General features: G+C 54.1%; 18 protein-coding genes. 15 read left to right on the top strand and 3 right to left on the bottom strand.

Going from position 1 to position 18,388, the window contains the following annotated elements; genetic code table 11:
• Window positions 1-105: 105 nt before the first annotated feature.
• The 8 genes from FHS18_RS23640 (at window position 106) to FHS18_RS23605 (ending at window position 6,602) form a co-directional block, all read left to right on the top strand.
• Window positions 106-1,260: a serine hydrolase domain-containing protein gene (locus FHS18_RS23640; RefSeq protein WP_183602848.1), complete on the top strand. Its 1,155-nt coding sequence runs from the start codon at window positions 106-108 to the stop codon at window positions 1,258-1,260.
• A gap of 59 nt (window positions 1,261-1,319) precedes the next feature.
• The gene (locus FHS18_RS23635) at window positions 1,320-2,525 is read left to right on the top strand and encodes a serine hydrolase domain-containing protein (RefSeq protein ID WP_183602847.1); all 1,206 of its coding nucleotides are present in this window, start codon (window positions 1,320-1,322) and stop codon (window positions 2,523-2,525) included.
• Window positions 2,522-3,334 (top strand): ABC transporter permease, encoded by an 813-nt coding sequence (locus FHS18_RS23630; protein ID WP_183602846.1) that lies wholly within the window; start codon window positions 2,522-2,524, stop codon window positions 3,332-3,334. The genes FHS18_RS23635 and FHS18_RS23630 overlap by 4 nt, the downstream gene beginning before the upstream one ends.
• Complete coding sequence (locus tag FHS18_RS23625; RefSeq protein WP_183602845.1) at window positions 3,331-4,113, top strand: ABC transporter permease; 783 nt, start codon at window positions 3,331-3,333, stop codon at window positions 4,111-4,113. The genes FHS18_RS23630 and FHS18_RS23625 overlap by 4 nt, the downstream gene beginning before the upstream one ends.
• Before the next feature lie 135 nt (window positions 4,114-4,248).
• The gene (locus tag FHS18_RS23620) at window positions 4,249-5,271 is read left to right on the top strand and encodes an ABC transporter ATP-binding protein (RefSeq protein ID WP_183602844.1); all 1,023 of its coding nucleotides are present in this window, start codon (window positions 4,249-4,251) and stop codon (window positions 5,269-5,271) included.
• Window positions 5,272-5,543: 272 nt separating this feature from the next.
• Entirely contained in the window at window positions 5,544-5,720 is a 177-nt protein-coding gene (locus FHS18_RS23615; RefSeq protein ID WP_183602843.1) for a hypothetical protein, read from the top strand.
• A gap of 109 nt (window positions 5,721-5,829) precedes the next feature.
• The gene (locus FHS18_RS23610; RefSeq protein WP_343060650.1) at window positions 5,830-6,066 is read left to right on the top strand and encodes a hypothetical protein; all 237 of its coding nucleotides are present in this window, start codon (window positions 5,830-5,832) and stop codon (window positions 6,064-6,066) included.
• 257 nt (window positions 6,067-6,323) lie between these two features.
• Window positions 6,324-6,602, top strand: a complete 279-nt coding sequence (locus FHS18_RS23605; protein WP_183602842.1) for a hypothetical protein — start codon at window positions 6,324-6,326, stop codon at window positions 6,600-6,602.
• 150 nt (window positions 6,603-6,752) lie between these two features.
• Here FHS18_RS23605 and FHS18_RS23600 read toward each other — a convergent pair whose 3' ends face one another.
• Window positions 6,753-7,499, bottom strand: coding sequence for an alpha/beta hydrolase (locus FHS18_RS23600; RefSeq protein WP_183602841.1), 747 nt, complete (start codon window positions 7,497-7,499; stop codon window positions 6,753-6,755).
• A 367-nt stretch (window positions 7,500-7,866) separates the two neighbouring features.
• Here FHS18_RS23600 and FHS18_RS23595 point away from each other — a divergent pair, with 367 nt between their 5' ends.
• Entirely contained in the window at window positions 7,867-8,109 is a 243-nt protein-coding gene (locus FHS18_RS23595) for a hypothetical protein (protein ID WP_246427862.1), read from the top strand.
• A gap of 207 nt (window positions 8,110-8,316) precedes the next feature.
• Window positions 8,317-9,312, top strand: a complete 996-nt coding sequence (locus FHS18_RS23590; protein WP_183602840.1) for a sigma-70 family RNA polymerase sigma factor — start codon at window positions 8,317-8,319, stop codon at window positions 9,310-9,312.
• Window positions 9,313-9,389: 77 nt separating this feature from the next.
• On the opposite strand, the gene FHS18_RS23585 is transcribed toward FHS18_RS23590, so the two are convergent.
• Window positions 9,390-10,220, bottom strand: a complete 831-nt coding sequence (locus FHS18_RS23585; protein ID WP_183602839.1) for a PPK2 family polyphosphate kinase — start codon at window positions 10,218-10,220, stop codon at window positions 9,390-9,392.
• Between the two features lie 194 nt (window positions 10,221-10,414).
• Here FHS18_RS23585 and FHS18_RS23580 point away from each other — a divergent pair, with 194 nt between their 5' ends.
• On the top strand, window positions 10,415-10,864 hold the full coding sequence (locus tag FHS18_RS23580; protein WP_183602838.1) for a hypothetical protein: 450 nt from the start codon (window positions 10,415-10,417) through the stop codon (window positions 10,862-10,864).
• Window positions 10,865-11,078: 214 nt separating this feature from the next.
• Window positions 11,079-12,062 carry a diaminopimelate dehydrogenase gene (locus tag FHS18_RS23575; RefSeq protein ID WP_183602837.1) on the top strand — a complete coding sequence of 328 codons (984 nt, stop codon included), beginning with the start codon at window positions 11,079-11,081 and terminating at the stop codon, window positions 12,060-12,062.
• Between the two features lie 104 nt (window positions 12,063-12,166).
• On the opposite strand, the gene FHS18_RS23570 is transcribed toward FHS18_RS23575, so the two are convergent.
• Window positions 12,167-12,931: an SDR family oxidoreductase gene (locus FHS18_RS23570; RefSeq protein ID WP_183602836.1), complete on the bottom strand. Its 765-nt coding sequence runs from the start codon at window positions 12,929-12,931 to the stop codon at window positions 12,167-12,169.
• Between the two features lie 342 nt (window positions 12,932-13,273).
• Here FHS18_RS23570 and FHS18_RS23565 point away from each other — a divergent pair, with 342 nt between their 5' ends.
• From FHS18_RS23565 to ppsA, 3 genes are all read left to right on the top strand, one after another.
• Complete coding sequence (locus FHS18_RS23565; protein ID WP_183602835.1) at window positions 13,274-14,245, top strand: bifunctional helix-turn-helix transcriptional regulator/GNAT family N-acetyltransferase; 972 nt, start codon at window positions 13,274-13,276, stop codon at window positions 14,243-14,245.
• Between the two features lie 143 nt (window positions 14,246-14,388).
• The gene (locus tag FHS18_RS23560; RefSeq protein ID WP_183602834.1) at window positions 14,389-15,459 is read left to right on the top strand and encodes an acyl-CoA dehydrogenase family protein; all 1,071 of its coding nucleotides are present in this window, start codon (window positions 14,389-14,391) and stop codon (window positions 15,457-15,459) included.
• A 206-nt stretch (window positions 15,460-15,665) separates the two neighbouring features.
• Window positions 15,666-18,281, top strand: coding sequence for a phosphoenolpyruvate synthase (gene ppsA, locus FHS18_RS23555; RefSeq protein WP_183602833.1), 2,616 nt, complete (start codon window positions 15,666-15,668; stop codon window positions 18,279-18,281).
• The last annotated feature ends 107 nt before the right edge of the window (window positions 18,282-18,388 follow it).

Raw genomic sequence — 18,388 nt, 5'->3', positions numbered from 1 at the left:
TAAACGTTAATGTAGACAGTTTTAACGTGGTTACCTTAAACTGGAAAACACTAGAGCGCCAATTGCATACAAGCCGCATCAGAAACGTGTAGAGGAGGGGCTACCTTGCCAAAGATTCTTTCGGTTCATGACGGTTTTACCGATGCCAAGCCCGAAGAAGTGGGTTATGACGCGGCTGCCTTGGTCCGCTTGGACCGGCACTATGCGGAACTGATCGAGAAGGGGACGATTCAGGCGGCAGGTTATCTGCTCGCCAAGAACGGCCAGGTTATCGCGCATCGGACGATGGGGGCGTTAACGCCTGCCGACGATAGTCTTAGCCTAATGCCGGATTCGGTCCGGAAGGTCTATTCCATAACGAAGGTGTTCGTGGCGGTTGCAATCCACCAGCTTATCGACCGGGGACTGCTGCACAGCACGCAGCGGGTCAGCGACTTCATACCCGAGTTCGATACGGATACGCACCGCGCCATTACGATTACCCATCTATTGACGCACACCTCGGGCCTGCGCGGCGATCCGGGATTCTACCAGGAACCTTACGGTCTGCCGTGGTATGAATGGTGGTCCCGGGTCAATCATGAATATTGGGGACAGACTGAGTGGATTAAGCTGCTGCTCTCAGGCCCGCTGCAGAATGAGCCCGGCAAGGAATGGATCTACTGCTCGGCAGGCTTCGTCCTGCTGGCCGAGGTGGTGTCGCGCGTGTCCGGCAAGCCGTTCGAGCAATACGTTATCGACGAGATTACGGCGCCGCTTAACATGACGCGCACATGCTTCGAAGTGCCGACAGAACTCTATGACGAGGTGTGCTATGTCAGTGAGTGGGAGGGCCAATCGGTCCGCGATTCGCGCCCGTTCGAGGGCAGGCCGCCGCGCGGTGGCAATGGACTGTATTCCACGCTATCCGATCTATGGCGATTCGGCCAAATGATGCTGCAAGGCGGCACGTTCGAAGGCGTGCGCATCCAATCCAAGCGGGCGGTGGAGCTGCAGACGGCGAATCATCTGCACGGCGTCGTACACAACGGCTGGGGCAGCAAGCGCAAAGATTTTCCGCACGGACTTGGCTGGTCGCTTGACGCCGCGTTCGATCTGAGCTCGGACGGCACGTATTCGCACGAAGGCTACGGTCACAGCGGTCTCTATATCGATCCTGCCGAACAGCTCGTATTCGTCTTCTTCGTCCCGAGCACGCGGGGATATACGGACGAGTCCGTCGTCACGCCGCGCGCGATTGTCTGGTCAGGGATTCTGTAGCGGCTTGAAGCGAGCGAACGATAGCTTTGTAATCGGATACCGAAAGGGTGAAGCGCATAATGACGCAAGTTCTGCCTTTGAACCGGATCAGCCCGCAGGAAGCGCGTTACAACACGGAGACGCTTCAGGCACTGGAGGCGCATTTCAGGCGGCTCGTCGATTCGGACATCATTCAAGCGGGCTCGTATATGTTATCCCGCAAGGGCCAAGTGTTCGCGACAAGCGCATTCGGCAGGTTGAAAAATAACGAGGATAATCACGCACCGATGACGACGGACGCCATACGCCGGATTGCTTCCGTCTCGAAGCTGTTTTCGGCAGCGGCGATCTTCCAACTCGTCGAACAAGGACGGATCTTCCTGCGTCAGCCGGCGGCGCAATGGATCGAAGAGTTCAAGCATCCGCTCTACGAGAAGATTCAGATCTGGCATCTGCTCTCCCATACGTCAGGGCTTCACGCGGACGGCGGTTATTATACCGAGCCTTATCCGACCGGCATGTGGGAGGTTTTGTTCGCCTTCGACCCGGACCGTGCGCATGACGATGAATCGCGCAGCGAGGAGGAGCTCGCGAAGTTGCGCAAGACAGCCTGGATCAAGGCGATGTTGTCCGGCAAACCGCTGCATGAGCCAGGTGAGCGCTGGAGTTACTCGACCGGAGCTTACGGCGTTCTCGGCGAGATCGTCGCACGGGCATCTGGCATGGAATTCGAGGACTACATCCGTCTTCATATTATCGAGCCGCTGGGACTTAAGGACACCTTCTATACGGTGCCTGCTGCCGACCATGACAGAGTCTGTACCGTGCACGACAATGAGGAGCAGCGGCTGAAGGGGATCAAAAATCCGAAAGATCCGTATACGCATCTGACGATGCCGCCTCGCGGAGGTTTCGGATTGTATTCCACGCTGGAGGATTTGAGCCGCTTCGGCAATATGCTGATGAACAAAGGGACCTGGCAAGGCGTGCGCATACTGTCGCGCAAATCCGTCGAGCGCATGACTTCGCAGCCGTTGTCGCATCTGACGGCCTTCCACTGGAGCGACCGATTCACGGATATGGCGCACGCGCTCGGGCCTTGGAAGCCGCAGCCGCTGAATTACGTGCAAGAAGGCGTGTTCGGCCATGAAGGAGCGGGCCTGTGCAAGCTAATGATCGATCCGCATGAGGAAGCGGTCGTCGTCTTCATTGCCGCGCTTAAGAATGACTGGAAGGCAGATGCGGTGTTCCATACGAAGAACGTCATCTGGTCGGGCTGGGAATGAGGTCGTCCGTCATTCGATCCATGGGCGCCGTAGGTGCAGCCACCTACAAGGAATGGGCAGCCTACCGGTCGCATATGGCGGTGTCGCTGCTCGTCGGGCCGGTCTATTATCTCGTGCAATATTTTATTTGGCAGGCGGTCTATGAAGGGCGCGATACGCTCAACGGATTAACGCTTGATGAGATGCTCGCTTATTTCGGAATTGCCGCCGTCATTCATTATTTGATCTTCGATTTCGCCGACTGGAATTTGCAGATGCTGGTACGTACCGGCAAGTTCGTCACCTTCGCCATGCGGCCGATGCCGCATTGGCTGTTCGCCTTGTCGCAGAAGCTGGGCCACCGGACGCTCGGCTTCTGGATCGAGTTCGTGCCGATCGGCCTGTTGTTCCTGTTCGTATTCCAGGTCGATCTGATCCCGGCCCATCCGTGGCTGGCTGCCGCGTCGATCGCGCTCAGCTTCATGATGAATTTCCTCGTCAACTACTGCGTCGGGCTCACGGCATTCTGGCTCGTGCGGGCAGAAGGAATCCGGCGCGTCATCCTGCTGCTGAAGGACATTACGGCAGGGGTATTCGTGCCGCTCTCCTTCTTCCCGGAGGCGATGCAGAAGGTGCTGTTCTTCCTGCCTTTCCAGTTCATCACCTATGTGCCGACGCGGGTCATGCTCGGGGAATATGAGCTGGCAGGCATTACGTTAAGCGCGGGGGAAGCGGTCCTGATGCAGCTTGGGGCCGTCGCGTCGGCGTGGATCGTGATGCTGCTCGTCTATCGGCTGGCGCTTAAGCGGTTCACGGGGGTCGGCGTATGAAGGGGCTGCTTACCTGTTTCATCGCGGTGATGAAGACCAAGCTTGCCGAGCAGATGGCATACCGCAGCCATTTCTTCCTGAGCCTGGCGATGCTCATCGCAGGCGATCTGGTCGTGCCGCTCATCACGCTGCTCGTCTACCGGTCCGGCGCTTCGTTCCCGGGTTGGACGCTGCATGAGGCCATGCTCATCCAGGCGGTGTTCACGCTGGCAAAAGGCATCGCCTTCCCGTTCTTCTTCGGGATGGTCGGCAGCACCTTGGTCCATGTCAGGGAAGGGACGTTCGACCTGCTGCTTTTGAAGCCGCGCCCGGTGCTGTTCATGTCGATGCTGAGCGGATTCGATCCCGACGATTTCGGCCGGGTCGTCAGCGGCGGGGTGCTGCTGGCTTTTGCTCTGTCCGGGCTGCCCTCTCCCGCTGCGCTGGATTGGTTTATTTTCCTCCTGCTCTTCGCTGCCTCGGTGGCCGTCCTGGCTTCGTTCTCGTTCATAATGGCGGCGCTCTTGTTCCGGTGGGTCGGGAGCAGCCGGGTTTATGATATTTTCGACGCGGTAACAAGCTTCGGCATGTATCCGGGCACGATCTTCTCCAAAGCGTTCCAGCAGCTGTTTACGTACGTGCTGCCGATCGGGATGATCGCCTTCGTGCCGGCGCAGGCGCTGCTCGGCCAAGGGGAGTGGGGCACTGCGGTTATGGCGCTGGCGGCGGTGGTCTTCCTGCTGCTCGGCACGGTCTTCTGGCACCGGATGCTCCGCAGCTATACGAGCGCGGGCGGTTAAGCGCCTGCTCGCGCAGCAAGGTGAAACGGCTTTCGCCGTCTTTGAAGGCGCAGCGCGTTTCATTCCGGAGAAATACAAGATGATTGATAAGAGTGAAACTTATAAACGCTTGTATTTCAAGAAAGAGGAGATAGGATGATTGAAGTATGCGGATTAACGAAAACGTATCTGACGCATGAGCGCGGCCATACGCTGAAGGAGATGGCGGTCAATGTAATCAAGCGCCCGATGAAGGAGGTTCATGCCGTCAAGGACATCTCGTTCACGGTCGAGACGGGCGGCATGGTCGCGTTCCTCGGGCCGAACGGAGCCGGCAAGTCGACTACGCTGAAGATGCTTACCGGCGTCTTGCATCCGACCTCCGGCGAAGCGACCGCGCTCGGCTTTACGCCGTGGAAGAACCGCAGGGAGTACGTCCGGCGGATCGGCGCCGTGTTCGGGCAGAAGTCGCAGCTCCTATGGGACATTCCGCCGATCGATTCGTTCTATATGAACAAAGCCATCTATGGCGTCCCCGACCGGGCGTACAAGGAGACGCTGGACCATCTGACCGAACTGCTCGGCGTAACGACGCTCATTCGCAAGCCGACCCGCCAGTTGTCGCTTGGGGAACGGATGAAATGCGAGTTTATTATGGCGATGCTGCACCGGCCGGAGCTGGTATTCCTGGACGAGCCTACGATCGGGCTGGATGTCATTGCCAAAGAGAATATTCGCGACTTCATCCGCAGCATGAACCAGCAGGGCGTGACGTTTATTCTGACGACGCATGACTTGGATGACGTCGAGCTGCTCGCCCGGCGGGTCATCGTCATCAATCACGGCGAGCTCGTCTTCGACGACAGCATCTCCGCGCTTCGCGGCCAGCTTGGGATGCGCAAGGCGGTCCGGCTCAGCACTGAGCAGCCGGTCGCGGAGCTCCATCTGCCCGGCGTAACGCTGATTAAGCGCCATCATGACCGGGAGCTGGAGCTTGAGATCGACGTCGAGCTCTTCCCGCTGAAGTCGTTCATCAGCCATATCAACGAGCAGTACGGCATCCTCGATATGGCGATGGAGCCGCTGCCGATCGAGACGGTCATGAAGCAGCTGTACGCGAGCGAGCCGAGGCCCGGAAGCTTCGGGGCGGGGAGCCGGATTGCGGCGAGTTATCGGTAATACCGGGTGCATAGCTGGGAGAGCCATGTTTAAGCATGGCTCTTTTTGCGATGCGTATAATCAGCATCGGCTGGTTGTTAGGCGCATTATGGCATTCGATCATACGTTAGGGGATCATTGGCGAACAAAGGAGCGTAAATAGCGGCGAAATTTGCCGGTCGGAAGGAAATCCCATTCATGCTGCCGAATACGACAGTTTGAAGCCGGTTCAATTGTGCAAGGATGTAGATAAACACATAGATGGCGGCATTTTTCCGTGAAAGGAACTTGGCATGCTGGTACTCGTTATCGATTTGGTTGTAGCGTTGCTGCTCGTGTATCTCTTGGTCGAGGGGGAGCGTCAGGGCTGGTGGAACAAGTGGCGGATCTTCAGGCCGATTCTCGTCATCGGCATATCGCTGGCCTGCGTGGCGGGCGTATGGCTGTCGATGTCGCTGCTCGACGGATAGGCTGAGAGGTTGAAGTATAGCAGCTAGCAGATTGGGCAATGATAGAAACATAGAAGAGAGATGATAGATTCGAGAGCCATCATACATAAGTGATCGAAGGAGGATGAAGATGATGTTGAAGTGCATTAACTGCAGCTCGATTGACGTGGGCAAAATCGGCCCCAAGCAGTATTTCTGCTGGGATTGCTGCATTGAGATGACGATTACCGGGGATAAAATGGACGTGTATCAGGTCGAGCCGGACGGAACGGTCAGCTCGCTCAATGACCTGTTCGTCGATGAAGCACTGGTTGCGGCATCCGAGCACCCAGGTTCGGATCCTGCGGGCGATATAACGGTAGCGTGAATAATTGAGCGCGGTTCGAGCAAAACTTTCCTGTGAATCCAATGAATTGGATGAACCATTCATGCGATGAAGCAGGGGGGAGTGAACCAGGATGACACCGAACAATGACGTGGAAAAAGGCAAAAAGCCGAACACAAGCAACAACAAGGATTCTGAAGTAGCAGGCTCCAACAAGAAGTAAGGATACGTCCAATGAAGCTGCAGGTGCTCGTTCACCTGCGGCTTTTGCTATAAGCGAATAGACAGGGGGCGAAGAAATGGTCACGGCAACTGGAATCACGAACGAAACCGCGATCGAGCGGTTCAAACGGTTCTATGAGCAGTACCGGGCTACCTCCAATGTGGAGGCCAGCTTCGTGAATGCGAAGGAAGCGCTCCTGCTGACGCTGATGGAGGACATCAGCCGCTTGGCGCAGGAAGACAATACAGCTGCGATCCGCACCATCACGGCGCAGTGGGATGAGATCCGGTTCATGATGCAAGGCAGCAACGATGCGCTCAAGGAGCGGTTGGAGCGCGAATATAAGCAAGGTTGATGCACGGCGATAGTGCAAAAAAACAAGACCATGGCTGCGAGTCATGGTCTTGTTCGTATGCAGCTGATTAGCAGATGAGTCTTATCTTGGGAATTAACCTACGCCAGTAAGCATGCAAAAAAGCACCTCCCTTCGGAAGATGCTCATGTCTTATTCTACTGCAGCCTCGATCCAGCTCGTCATCGCTTCCACGGTCTTACGCCGCTGTTCTTCCGCGGATATCGCGGCCCTGCCATCGCCGTCCTGCTTGCCGTAGCTGCCGAATTGCGCATGGTTGCCGCCCGCGATCTCTTTGTAGCGGGTAAGCGGGGCAGGCAGATAGCGGCTTGCCCGCTTATAGGCTAACGGATCCACCTTGCCGTCCTTCGTGCCGAGGAGAGAGAGTACGGGCAGGCCGGTTCCGACCAGATCTGCTTGGGCATCGGGATAGGCGGCGAGGAAAAAGACGCCTTCCACCAGCTCGCGATGCTTCGAAGCGAAGCGGGCGGCCATCACGCCGCCTAGCGCGTGCCCGCCGATCACGAATTGCTCTTCCGGATGCGCGTCAATCACCTTTAAGGCCTCATCGATGCCGAGAATAGCCAGATCGAACGGCATTTTAATAATATACGTCGGATGTCCGGATTGAGCGAGCTCTGCCGCGAGCGGAGCATAACTCTCCGGCTTCACAAGTCTGCCGGGATAGAACAGAATACTGGGACTGCTCGGATGGGCGGGCACAAAAGATATCCAATCCTTCTGCTCGCTGACGATCACGTCAGGCGTCGTGTTCATGCTGGCGGCCGCAACCGCGTCAGGCGAATAGGGCTTAACATAAACCGCGGCGCAGATGGCCGCGGATAGGATGATCAGGGTTACGATAAGCTTCCATAGGCGGAAGCGCAATAGCGAGCTCATGTGAGGGAGCTGCCTCCTTAGCGTGGCATTCTTGGTGTGGGTAGGGCTATGAGCTTAAGTAAACAAGGAGGAGGGCCGCTCAAACCCCCGTTGTCAGGAATGGACGCAATTTGGGCGCAAGGATTTTCGACTCCTACACTCTTCGCAGACAGCTGTCCAATAGAGGGGGCAGCAAAAATTTGGCAGCTGCATGACGATCGTCACATGAGCATCTTCATGACCATCCGTGACTTCCGGGCGAAGCGGGCATGACTGCCGGATGACGACGGACACTACAGCGATCGCGCCACCTCTGGCAGAATAAAGGTAACGAAAGCCGCTGAACCACAGCGCTTCGAGAACGTTAAACCTATGGAGGGACTCTCTCATGACGAAAACGATGAGCAAACCATTCAAACTGGCATTGACTGCCGCGATCGCAGCGTTGCTGGTAGTACCGGGTGCGGCTAGCGCCGCCAAAGCGGAAGCGAAGCCGGAAGCGCGGACGACAGCAAAAGCCGAGGCCAAACCGGAAGCGAGTGCCAAAGCGGAAGCTAAACCGGAAGCATTCGCCAAAGCGGAAGCAAAGCCAGAGGCATCCGCCAAAGCGGAAGCGAAACCGGAGGCTTAATGCATACTTTATAGTCAGACGGGAGGGCTGCCCAGGTTTCGGCGGCCTTTTGCCGTTCATCTGAAGGGCGGCGAACGGCGGCAGGATCGCGCGGCGATGAAGTCGAATTAGGATGGGGATAGCTAGGATGTGATTCGAAAATTTTTTTATACCACCCGTATGAGTTGCGCGGCTACTGCCGTCTTACATAAGGAGAACCTTGAGAGGATGCTGCCCATGCCCCAATCCGGCTATGATTCGATTATGGATGAGACGCGTGCTTTACAGATCAAATTCGAGGAGTTAGTCATCCCCCACCGCCAGGCGCTCTGGAACTATTGCCGCTATTTGACGGGATCGCCTTGGGACGGTGAGGACTTGTTTCAAGAGACATTGATGAAGGCTTTTGCAACGCTGGCTCAAATCTGGCATCCCCTCGCGATCAAGTCGTACTTGTTCCGCATCGCGACGAATACGCGTATCGATGGCCTTCGCAAGAAACGGCTTCAGACGGAAAGTTATGATCCATCCGATTGGGAAGCATTGCACGAGGAGGCGGCGGTGGACCCTTCCCGGATGATCGAGGCGCTGGAAGTGCTGGCGCAGCATCTTCCGCCGCGGCAGATTGCGGTATTGCTGCTGATGGAGGTGTACGGATTCTCCGCTTCCGAGGTGGCCGGCATGGTCCGGTTAACGGAAGGTGCCGTCTATGCGGCGCTGCATCGCGCTAGAGCCAATGTCCGCAAGTCCCGCACCTTGCAGCAGGATGCGGAGGAAGCCAAGCGCGAAGCGGTTCACGCGCCGTTGCTCGATACGTTGCTGGAAGCATTGAGAGCGGACGATGTGAACGGCATACTGGGGTTGTTCGAGGACAGCATGCACAACGACGCCCGCCCCGGTTTCCAGGAATACTCCAAAGAACAGATGGAGGAAGGCTCCATGCGGCATCGCGGACCGGTCTTGCAGGTCTCCTTGCAGCTGCTATGGGGCAGGGAAGTATTCATCGTATTGGCCGAGACCGCGGAGCATGGACTTGCGCTCCACGATGTCCGCGAATTCGAGTTCGACGGCGACCGGATCGTCTATCATCGCGGCTATTATTTCTGCAAGGAGCTGCTGCTCGCAGCAGGGAGAACCCTCGGCATGCCGGTGCAGCTGCAGAAAGGGCCGAATCTCGATTGGCGCGAAGCTGCCGATTCTGGGGCAGATGGACGGGGCGAGTAATGCCGTTTGGAGAGGCAGCATAAATGAATGAAGCAGCTGATCGAAGCGATCAGCTGCTTGTTTTTTCGGTAGAGCATCTATTCGGTCTCGACCGTCTCGACTGCCTTAACGGGAACGTGAAGCGCCGGATTAATATCCACTTGGGGATAGCTTAAGTTAAGGTCTTTAAACTCTGCAACGAGGATGCGAAGGACGAGATAATCCCGGAACCAGCGATTGTTGGCGGGGACGATATACCAGGGGCTGCGCTTGCTTGCAGTGGCTTCGAAAGCCGCCTCATAGGCTTTGCGGTATTCGTCCCAATATCGGCGCTCTTCCAGGTCGGACGGGTCGAACTTCCAGAGCTTCTCGGGATTCTGCATCCGTTCCTGGATTTTGCTCAGCTGAAACTCCTCCGAGATGTGTAGGAAAATCTTGATGATGAGCGTACCGCTGTCGGTGAGATGTTTCTCGAAGCTGCGAATCGCTTTGAGCCGCTGCTCGGCCTCGTCCTTGTCGATCTGGCCGTGAACCCGCGTAATGAGCACTTCTTCGTAGTAAGAACGGTTGAAGGCGGTGATGAAACCTTTGGCCGGCGTCAGCCTGTGGGTGCGCCAAAGGAAATCATGCGAGGCCTCCTCGGCCGTCGGCTTCTTGAAGCTCTCCGCGCGGAAGCCTTGCGGGTTGAGCCCGGCCAGCACTTTCTTGATCACGCCATCCTTGCCGCTGCAGTCCATTCCTTGGAAAATAATCAGCACGCTATGGGACTTGCTCGCATACAGCTTCTCCTGCAGTTCCTGAAGCTGTTCCTTCAATCGGTCCATCTCCGAGGCAATTTCTTCTTTGCCTCCGAGCCCGGCCGTATCCTCCGGATCCACTTGCCGCAGGTAGAGGGGATGCTTGTCCGTATATCTGAACTGCTTAATCATGCGATTCACTCCTTCACGCCTTTGTACATATTTTCACCGCAATGGCGAGGGCGCAATCATTATAAAGGGTGATATAGATCAGCAGCGGGCAACCGGCAAGAAGCTTGAGCGGCTAGAACGATCTATGGCATAAAGGAAGATCTGCTGAGGCATAGTAAAGGATGGAAGGAATATCCAATATGGAGGCGGAATGTATGTTCATCCCTTACTCAGCGCTAATTGCGGCGACACTGGCAGCCGGATCGGGCGTGCCCGCTTCTAGCTCGGCCGACTCCTCGCATGGAGAGCATATGAAGGTCGAGAATTCCATTCATCTGAACGCGGAGGATGCGAAGGAAATCGCCGAGGTTACTCGCCAGTATTTTGAATATGCCAACGCGCATGATTTCAAGAAACTGAATACGACGCTCTATCCGAAGCTAGAAGTCGAGCAACCGGGCAGCCTCGCTCTCTATCCGTGGTTTGACGCCAAACAAAACAAGCTTACGCTTCAGAACCTGACGTTAACGTCGAGCTTCGTGAATAGTTACCGCCGGCAGGAAGTGATGGGCAGCATCGGGTATTTGAACGGATCGACGCCAGATGGCGGAAGCGTGGCCTATTTCAAAATGGACGATGGTTGGAAGATTATTTCGTTTGACTGACCGACGGCTCCTTGGTCGGAGGGAATTTCAGGATGATTACAGGAGAAAGTTCGTACTTGGAATATAACTAATTTAGCCTTAAAGCAGCCCGCTACCCGAATGGAATGGGGCTGTTTCTATTATGATGGGAAAATTTTGATGTACTCTTTGCACTTAACATGTTATGTTAGGTATGAAAGAGAAATAACCAAGCAGCGATGGAGGGTTTTAAGCAATGGTTCCTAAGTTGAAAATCGGTATTGTCGGTTACGGCAATCTCGGACAAGGCGTAAAAAAATCGATTATGCAGAACGAAGATATGGAGCTGATCGCCGTATTTACGAGGCGGGATCCTGCCGCGATGAAGGCGGAAGACGGGATTCGATTCGAGCATATTTCGGCTGCGGAAACGTATAAAGGTCAAATCGACGTCATGATTCTTTGTGGCGGATCGGCTACGGATCTGCCGGAGCAGACGCCTTACATGGCATCGATGTTTAATACAGTCGATAGCTTTGATACCCACGCCAAAATTCCAGAGTTCTTTAATACGGTGGATGCTGTGGCTTCTCAGGCCGGAGTGGTAAGCGTTATCTCGACAGGTTGGGATCCGGGGCTGTTCTCGATGAACAGAATGCTGGCAGAGGCCATTCTCCCAGTGGGCCAAAATTTCACGTTCTGGGGCAAAGGTGTCAGCCAAGGACACTCCGACGCGATTCGCCGCGTACCCGGCGTCAAAGCAGGGGTGCAATACACGATTCCAGTGGAAAGCGTTATCGAGCGAATTCGCGCCGGTGAAACGCCGCAGCTGGAAACGCGCGAGAAGCATAAACGCGATTGCTACGTGGTGGCCGAGGAAGGCGCAGACAAAGCCGAGATCGAAAAGGCAATCGTCACCATGCCGAACTATTTTGCCGACTATGATACGACGGTTGCCTTTATTACGGAAGAGCAGCTAAAAGCAGAGCACAGCGGTATGCCGCACGGCGGATTTGTTATCCGCAGCGGAATTACAGGCGAGAATACGAAGCAGATTATCGAATTCGGTCTGAAGCTGGAGAGCAATCCGGAATTTACGGCAAGCGTTCTCACCGCTTATGCGCGTGCCGCAGCCCGTTTATCGAAAGAAGGGGCTGTCGGCGCGAAAACGGTGTTCGATATCCCGCTTGCTTATCTGTCGCCGAAAAGCGGCGATCAGCTTCGCAAGGAACTGCTCTAAACTTAGTCCTTAGCATGCAAGAGATGATTTTTGTGCGAACAGAAGTCATCTCTTTTTTTGGCTTGATTCAAGCCTTCATGATGAAGCGGTTACCTCTTATCCGTTCAGTTCATAATAGAGCCGCAAGTCACGTTCAATACGGTCCCTGTAATGGCGCTAGCCCGATCGGAGGCAGCGAGGACGGCGGCATTGGCAAGCTCGTTTAAGGTCGGTAGACGTCCAAGGGCGGTACCATCCTCCATATACGTCTTTATTTCGCTCGCATCGGATGACCACGTCTCCGGGATCGCGTCTGATCGCAAGCATGCGACGCGAATGCCAAGCGGACCCAATTCGCCAGCCAGGCTGTAGGTGAGCCCCTCGATAGCCGTGCATGCGGTAGAGAATCCTCCGGTCCTATGGAATCTTCGGTCGCGTCCAGATAAGACGGACGAAGAGGCGGACAAGGTAAGGATGACGCCGGAGCGTTGCCTAGCCATATGCCGTGCTGCTGCCGTAGACGTCAGAAAGTGGGTCTGAACCCCGGTCAGCACGGGGAGCGTAAAATGTTCGCATGATATCTCGAGCAGCGGCGTACCTTGCAAATCGCCGCGAATCCAAGTGGCATTAAATGAAATATCGACGGTGCCGACCTGCCGCACAACCGATTCAAGATGACTTTCGATCATCTCGTGATCGAGTGCATCTAACTGCGCGAATTGAGCCGTTCCGCCCTCAGCGCGGATATGCTCCGCTACGAGCTCCAACTTCTCGATCGTGCGTCCAGCCAGAAAGACGTTCGCCCCTTCGCGTGCAAAAGCGCGGGCCACCGCACCCCCTATATGGCCGCCTGCGCCATAAACGACCGCATTCTTCCCCTTGAGCAGCACCGTTGTTCCTCCTTAGGCATTAAACTGATCTCATATTTGCTAGGCTTCCAGATCAACTTCGTCATTCGGTTAACGCTTCGTTAGGCAGGTGACCGGTCTTCACATTTCCTCGTCAAAAATCCCCGCCTCAAGCGTATTGATTCCACTTCTGCAGTACGGGAATACTTCCTCCTTCATATAGATTCAATCGGATTGTACCATATGGGATAACGAAAATTCATCCATATATTGGCAAGTGTTGCAAATACCATAGTTGACTGAGTCAATTAAAATTGATACACTGCCATATAGTTGACAAAGTCAAATAAACATCGCGGTTAATGGTACTTAGGAGGCTAGAACATGAGTTTGGAAACGTCATTAATTCCAATTATCCGGAAGTTTAACCGGTTTTACACGAATGTGCTCGGCTTGCTCGATAAACACTTGTTGGACAGCGATTTTTCGCTATCGGAAGTCCGGGTGCTATATGAAATCGGCCATGCGGATCGCTGCACGGCCAAAATGCTCATTGACCTGCTCAAGATCGATGCAGGCTATCTAAGTCGGATTCTGAAACGATTCGAAAAACTAGGATTAACCTACCGGGTTCAATCCGAAGCGGATGGCCGATCGTCTTTGCTGTACTTGTCGAAGCTTGGAGAGGAGACGCTGTCCACGATGAACGCGTTGTCCGATGTTCAGATCCGCCATATGATCGCCGGCTTGCCGGAGCGAAGCCAGAAGAGCATTGCCGCAAGCATGAGCACCATCGAGAGAGAGCTGTCGGATCATCCGTCCGGGCCGGACATCCGCATCCGATCCGAGCTGCAGCCAGGAGACGCGGGGATGCTGATTCATATGCATGGATGGATCTATGCGCAGGAATGCGGCTATAATCATGTTTTCGAAGGATACGTATGTAAGACGTTTTACGATGTGCTCCTTACCTACAGCCCGGACAGAGACCGGTTCTGGTTAGCGGAAGCGGATGGGCAAATCGTCGGCAGCATCGCGATTATCGGTCAGTCGGAAGGAAAAGCGCAGCTCAGGTGGTTTATGCTGCATCCGGATTACAGGGGGCTTGGACTTGGGAAGAAGCTTCTTCACGAGGCGATCAGCTACTGCAGAGCAAGAAACATCCGCCAACTATTCTTAGAAACGACCCAGGACCAAAAGACAGCTATAGGCATGTATGCGAAGGCAGGTTTTCAGAAGGTAGCGGAGCGAGAAAACCAGGCTTGGGGCATTCGTAACATCGAGGAGACCTATGAGCTTCATCTGCACGGCGGATCTCCACATGAAGCATCCGCCACCAATGCGGAGTTGACGTGAACGATCTTTGAAAAGGAATGAAACGCGCTGCGCCTCCAAAGACGGCGAAAGCCGTTTCACCTTGCATGGCAGGAGTGAAGGCTTACCTTGTAGAAGGTAAGATAAGTTCGACGGAATCTGAGAAATACGAGAGGTGTCAGACGATGGAACGGTTTCATTCCGAATTTGTCCGTACGTTAAGGGAAACTGCCTTTGAGATGGAGAAGGCAGGCGTGATTAGCGAGAGTGCATTGCAGTACATATACGAGCACGGATTGTTTAAGTTATTTCTGCCGGAAGAGGTCGGCGGAACAATGACCGCATTGCCGGAGGCTCTCCGAATCTTTGAACAGGCCTCGTGGATCAATGGAAGCTTCGGCTGGGCCATTACGATCGGATCCGGCGGGAATTACTTCTATTCCTGCTTCCCGGCTTCCATCTCGGCCGAGGTGTTCATGCGCAAGGAAGCCGTCATCGCTGGAAGCGGTCATCCGTCGGGTGTCGCTCGAAAAGTCGCGGGCGGTTATGTGTTGAACGGTTCGTGGAAATATAACAGCGGCTCGCCGTATGCCACGACCTTCACGACGACGTGCACGGTCGATGATCCCGGCAAGCCAGGCGAACAATCGATCCTTGCATTCGTCGTGCAGCCGGAGCAGGTTAGGATTGAGGAAGATTGGGACGCCTTTGGACTGCGCTCGACGGCGAGCCACACGACGATCGTTACGGATGCCTTCGTCCCGGAACATCTGGCTTTCGATGTGTCCCATAGCACCTTCCACAATCATCCTATCTATCGCTATCCGTTCCTGCCTTTCGCCGAGGCTTCATTCGCTGCCGTCGCCATCGGGATCGGCCGTCATTTCTTGGATGAAGTAAAGCTGCTATTAGACAAGCACAAGGGAATATGGGATCGTACCAATCCGTCTCGCTCGATGTTCTTGCACGGACAGCTAGAGGAGGCTGCCAGCCTCTTGGAGGAACAAAAGCTACTCTTCTATGACGTAATCGAAGCTTCATGGGCGCGCCACCAAGCCGGTGAACAATTAACCGAGGCCATATGGAGCGAGGTAGGCGCGCAATGCAAGAGAGCAGCGAAAACCGCATACACGGTGGCGCAGCAGCTTTTTCCTTACATGGGTCTTGGTGCAACGATGCAGCACACGCACATCAATCAAACTTGGCGCGACTTGCAGACCGTGTGCCACCATTCGATCTTGGTGGATTACGCTTAGAGCAAGCAGTGAAAATCAAAAAAGAACCTGGACGTTCTCGTCCAGGTTCTTCCTATTGCACATCGATAAACATCATGATAATATGGGAACACGACTGTGCGGACGTGTGTAATTGCGCAGTTAGCCTATCTTATAATTTTATTATAACATGCCGCTCAACGCTCGTCAAAATGTTTTTTCAATTGAATGGTTAGGAGAGATCTTGCATGCGTCCATTGGTTCTCGGTTTTCAGGAAACGGAAAAAACGCAGCTGGCGCTTGTTGGCGGTAAAGGGTTGAATTTAGGGATATTAGCGGCAATTCCGGGCATACAAGTGCCGGAAGGATTTTGCGTGACGACAGTGGCCTATCAAAAAGCCATCGCACACCACGAAACGTATCACGAGCTGCTCGATCGACTCGCCTTGCTAACGATAGAAGACCGGGATCAAATCGGCGAACTCAGCAGGAACATGCGGCAGTTTGTTATGGAAGCAGCAATCCCTAACGATGTAGCGGCGGAAGTTGCTCGCTTTCTCTCCCGGTTCGGGGAGGAACATGCGTATGCCGTGCGCTCTAGTGCGACTGCAGAAGATTTGCCGCATGCATCTTTTGCCGGGCAACAGGACACGTATCTGAATATCATCGGGATCGATGCGATTCTGCGGCACATTAGCCAATGCTGGGCTTCGTTATTTACGGATCGCGCGGTAATCTACCGGATGCAAAACGGTTTCGACCATAGTCAAGTTCATCTGTCGGTTATCGTTCAGAGAATGGTATTCCCGCAGGCTTCCGGAATCGTATTCACTGCGGATCCGATTACTTCCAACCGCAAGGTCTTATCCATCGATGCGAGTTATGGACTTGGCGAAGCGCTGGTCGCAGGCTTGGTATCTGCCGATAGTTATAAAGTACAGGAAGGGCAGATCGTCGAGAAGAGGATCTCCGCCAAGAAATTAGCGATCTATGGACGCCGAGAAGGCGGAACGGAGACCTTGCAAATCGATCCTGATTTGCAGCAGACGCAAACGCTTGACGAAGAACAAATTTTACAGTTAACACGTATTGCTAGACAGATCGAAGCTTATTTTGGTTACCCGCAAGATATTGAATGGTGTTGGGCTGACGATACTTTCTATATCGTCCAGAGCCGGCCGATCACGACGTTATATCCGATTCCGGAAGCGAATGATCAGGAGAATCGCGTCTACATCTCTGTCGGCCATCAACAAATGATGACGGATCCCATTAAGCCATTGGGATTGTCTTTTTACTTGTTAACGACACCTGCACCTATGCGGGTAGTTGGCGGAAGGTTGTTTGTGGATGCTACGCCTATGTTGGCCTCACCTGTTACGAGAGACACTCTGTTGACTACCATAGGACAGTCGGAACCGCTTATCAAGGACGCGCTTATGACAGTCGTCGAACGGGAAGATTTTATTAAACCGTTGCCTGCCGATCAACAAAAGCCCAGTCCGAGCCATGCCGGTAAAGGCAGGCCGCCTGCAGCTCCACTAGACCCAATCGACAGCGATCCGGCAATCGTGACGGAGTTGATTCAGCGCAGCCAAGCTTCGATCGAAGAAGTCAAACAGACCATTCGAACGAAATCAGGCTCGGAGTTGTTCGATTTTATAGTAGAAGATTTCGGGCAATTGAAGAAGATCTTATTCGATCCAAGGAGTACAGCCGTCTTCATGGCCGCTATGAATGCTTCCTTCTGGATCAATGAACATATGAAGGAGTGGCTGGGTGAAATCAACGCGGCAGATGTCCTATCTCAATCTGTGCCGAACAATATTACTTCGGAGATGGGATTGGCGCTATTGGATGTCGCGGACGCGATTCGCCCTTATCCGGAAGTTATCGAATATTTGCAGCATGCGCGAGAAGATCGCTTCTTGCATGAACTGGTTAAATTCGATGGCGGACAGGAAGCCTATGCCGCCATCCAAGCTTATCTGGTCAAATACGGCATGCGATGCGCCGGGGAAATCGATGTAACTCGAACGCGCTGGAGCGAGAAACCCCTTACGCTCGTCCCGTTAATTCTGGGCAACGTTAAACAGTTCAAGCCTCACGAAAGCAAACGCAAATTTGAGCAAGGGCGTCAGGAAGCTTTGAAAAAAGAAGAAGCGTTACTCGGCCGATTGCGGCAATTGCCGGATGGTGAGCAAAAGGCGAAAGAAACCAAACGTAGGATCGACCTTGTTCGGAATTACATCGGTTACCGGGAGTATCCCAAATACGGTATGGTTAGCCGCTATTTCGTGTATAAGCAGGCTCTGCTGCGAGAGGCCGAACAACTCGTGCAAGCAGGCGTTATGCAGGAAAAAGAAGATATGTATTACCTCACTTTCGAAGAACTGCGTGAAGTCGTGCGTACGAAGCAACTTGATCATTCGGTCATCAGCAAACGAAAAGACGAGTACAAATTATACGAGAAACTATCCCCGCCACGCGTGATTACGTCCGATGGCGAAATCATAACAGGCGCGTACAAACGCGAGAATCTGCCTGGTGGGGCTATTGCAGGTCTAGCCGTTTCTTCAGGAGTAATAGAGGGCCGAGCGCGCGTCATCTTAAATATGGAAGATGCTGATCTTGAAGAGGGAGACATTCTGGTTACCTCGTTCACTGACCCGAGCTGGACGCCGTTATTCGTCTCGATTAAGGGACTGGTCACCGAAGTTGGAGGTCTCATGACACATGGGGCCGTCATCGCTCGTGAATATGGATTGCCAGCCGTAGTCGCAGTCGAGAATGCGACGAAACGGATTAGAGACGGGCAACGCATTCGCGTGCATGGAACGGAAGGGTATATTGAGCTCTTGTAGGGGATGTCAAAAAGCATTTGGTCGCGGAACCAAATGCTTTTTGTTTTTGGAGTTCGAAGTTCCTTACCAAAGGTGAGTCAAAGGTCTCTGATAAGAATTGACTACAA

The organism is Paenibacillus phyllosphaerae, assembly GCF_014192105.1.
In the GTDB taxonomy this organism is placed as follows: domain Bacteria; phylum Bacillota; class Bacilli; order Paenibacillales; family Paenibacillaceae; genus Paenibacillus_Z; species Paenibacillus_Z phyllosphaerae.
This window is presented reverse-complemented; position numbering and strand designations above follow the sequence as displayed.

Excerpts from the sequence above, each read along its gene's own strand:
- FHS18_RS23595 (WP_246427862.1), top strand. The coding sequence starts at position 7,867 with ATGACGAAAACGATGAGCAAACCATTCAAACTGGCATTGACTGCCGCG.
- FHS18_RS23590 (WP_183602840.1), top strand. The coding sequence starts at position 8,317 with ATGCTGCCCATGCCCCAATCCGGCTATGATTCGATTATGGATGAGACG.
- FHS18_RS23630 (WP_183602846.1), top strand. The coding sequence starts at position 2,522 with ATGAGGTCGTCCGTCATTCGATCCATGGGCGCCGTAGGTGCAGCCACC.
- FHS18_RS23610 (WP_343060650.1), top strand. The coding sequence starts at position 5,830 with ATGATGTTGAAGTGCATTAACTGCAGCTCGATTGACGTGGGCAAAATC.
- FHS18_RS23615 (WP_183602843.1), top strand. The coding sequence starts at position 5,544 with ATGCTGGTACTCGTTATCGATTTGGTTGTAGCGTTGCTGCTCGTGTAT.
- FHS18_RS23605 (WP_183602842.1), top strand. The coding sequence starts at position 6,324 with ATGGTCACGGCAACTGGAATCACGAACGAAACCGCGATCGAGCGGTTC.
- FHS18_RS23620 (WP_183602844.1), top strand. The coding sequence starts at position 4,249 with ATGATTGAAGTATGCGGATTAACGAAAACGTATCTGACGCATGAGCGC.
- FHS18_RS23560 (WP_183602834.1), top strand. The coding sequence starts at position 14,389 with ATGGAACGGTTTCATTCCGAATTTGTCCGTACGTTAAGGGAAACTGCC.
- FHS18_RS23585 (WP_183602839.1), bottom strand. The coding sequence starts at position 10,220 with ATGATTAAGCAGTTCAGATATACGGACAAGCATCCCCTCTACCTGCGG.
- FHS18_RS23635 (WP_183602847.1), top strand. The coding sequence starts at position 1,320 with ATGACGCAAGTTCTGCCTTTGAACCGGATCAGCCCGCAGGAAGCGCGT.
- FHS18_RS23600 (WP_183602841.1), bottom strand. The coding sequence starts at position 7,499 with ATGAGCTCGCTATTGCGCTTCCGCCTATGGAAGCTTATCGTAACCCTG.
- ppsA (WP_183602833.1), top strand. The coding sequence starts at position 15,666 with ATGCGTCCATTGGTTCTCGGTTTTCAGGAAACGGAAAAAACGCAGCTG.
- FHS18_RS23625 (WP_183602845.1), top strand. The coding sequence starts at position 3,331 with ATGAAGGGGCTGCTTACCTGTTTCATCGCGGTGATGAAGACCAAGCTT.
- FHS18_RS23575 (WP_183602837.1), top strand. The coding sequence starts at position 11,079 with ATGGTTCCTAAGTTGAAAATCGGTATTGTCGGTTACGGCAATCTCGGA.
- FHS18_RS23580 (WP_183602838.1), top strand. The coding sequence starts at position 10,415 with ATGTTCATCCCTTACTCAGCGCTAATTGCGGCGACACTGGCAGCCGGA.
- FHS18_RS23565 (WP_183602835.1), top strand. The coding sequence starts at position 13,274 with ATGAGTTTGGAAACGTCATTAATTCCAATTATCCGGAAGTTTAACCGG.